Raw genomic sequence first — 1,745 nt, 5'->3', positions numbered from 1 at the left:
GAAAGCAGCCGGACCGGCGGAAGCGAGAGGGCGGCTGCCTCCGCCACTCCCAGGCTGTTACGGGTGGAGAGCCGGGCAAGTTCACTCAGGGGCAGGAGCAGCGGCGCAGAGAGCATCACTGCGAGGCTCCCCGCCAAGGCGGCACTGGGCACATGGACCTTGAGATCCAGCCTGGTCTCGCCGCGCACGGGTAGGGCACGCCGAGTCCACCAGCCAAGTCCCAGCGCTGCGACCGGCAGCGCCCAGCGAGGGTCCGCAAGAAACGCCAGGGCATATGCCCCTGCTGACAGTGCGTACCAGCGCCGGGCATGCAGGGCATCTGTCGAATGGATTGCCTGATCGAGTGCCCAGAGAAACCAGGGAACCCAGCTGAGACCGGCGACCATTCCGACATGCCCCAGGCCGACGTGCCCAACCGTCTTCGCCAGCCCCCCAAAGGCGAGACCACAGAACAACATAGCCCATCGTCCGGCTCCGAGCTGGCGCATGAACCCGGCCATCCCGAGGCCTGCCCAGACCAGGTGGGCGAAGAAGAACAAGTTGAAACCCTGCGCCGATGGCAGCAAGACCGTCACCCATTGGGGCGGATACCACATCCCGGACAGCGGATCCGCGGCCAGCGGCATTCCCGAAAGAATATTGGGATTCCACAAAGGCACCTGGCGCCACGCCATGATGGAGTGCCGGATCAGCCAGGCCGTCGGCCAGTGCGAGATCAGCAGATCGGAGTATTGGGCTCCTGGTAGGAAGGGGAAACCGGCTGGTTGAACCACCAGATCGCCCAGCCATAGGGCCGGAGCAAGCAGCAGGGGAACCCACCACAGGCGAGACAGACGCTCACCGGCTGTCATGGCACCACGGAATACAGGCTGACTTCGCCCGAGGTGTAAACCGGAGTCAGGGCCTGCAACCAGGTCGGATCCCCCAGCGCCCGCTCTTCCCGCCCCCGATAGACATACTCGATCCCCCGCTGCTTGAGCATAGCCAAGCCGGAGGCCGGGTCCGCTTGCCAGCCGTAGGCCCGGGCAATCCACGCCAGCTCGGCTTGGGCGTCCGGGGTTTCGAAGGGGTGCCCGGCCAGGACCAGGGCGCTCATCCAGGCAGGAATCCTATTACCGGTCTGCATAGCCGCCAGAACCAGGCTGTCGGGTGGCAGGTTCTCCGCCATCCAGTCGTAGGCCTTGATCTCTGCTTCCGACAGGACCGTGGGGCTGGCGGCGGTGGTCGCCGAAGCGAACCCTGCGCCCACCACCAGCAGCAGCGAGGGTGCCGCCACCAGGATTGTCCCGATCACCGCCAGTCGCTTGCGCGCCGGGTTTCGGCACAGGCGATCAATACCGACGCCGGCGAGTGCCGCCAAGGGAATGGCCAGCCCCAGGCTCAGCCGCCGCTGCAGGCCGAATGGGAGGTAGAGCAGCACGATGCCGACCACCGCCCAGGTTGCGACGAGCCGCAGGGAGGGCTCCCGAAGGGGTCTCGCTCGGACAAGCGCCAGTGCCGACCAGAGGACCAGCGGGCCAAACCCGACAAGGTACGCCACCAGGGAGGGCGAAGGGGTAACGTTCTGCAGCGACCATGATTTCAGGGCAGGGTGCGTGGTCACCAGCCAGTAGTCATACACCACCCACGGCAAGCCTGTGAGCCCAGACGCAGCCAGAACCGTCAGCACGCGCCGCCGGGGCTGCGCCGTTCCGCCCGCAGGCCACTGCAGGACCTGCTCCACGACCGCCCAAGTCCCCAGGACG

2 protein-coding genes are annotated in these 1,745 nt (G+C 66.6%); both read right to left on the bottom strand.

Features of this window, described 5'->3' with window-relative positions:
- Positions 1-851: hypothetical protein (locus MUO23_11130; GenBank protein MCJ7513509.1), on the bottom strand; the 851-nt coding region annotated here is incomplete at its 3' end.
- Positions 848-1,745, bottom strand: an 898-nt coding sequence (locus tag MUO23_11125; protein ID MCJ7513508.1) for a hypothetical protein, incomplete at its 5' end; no start/stop codon positions are given. The genes MUO23_11130 and MUO23_11125, both read right to left, overlap by 4 nt.

It is taken from the genome of Anaerolineales bacterium (assembly GCA_022866145.1).
Classification (GTDB): Bacteria; Chloroflexota; Anaerolineae; order Anaerolineales; family E44-bin32; genus PFL42.
Note: the sequence above shows the minus strand (reverse complement) of the source record. Positions and strands in the feature narration are given on the sequence as shown.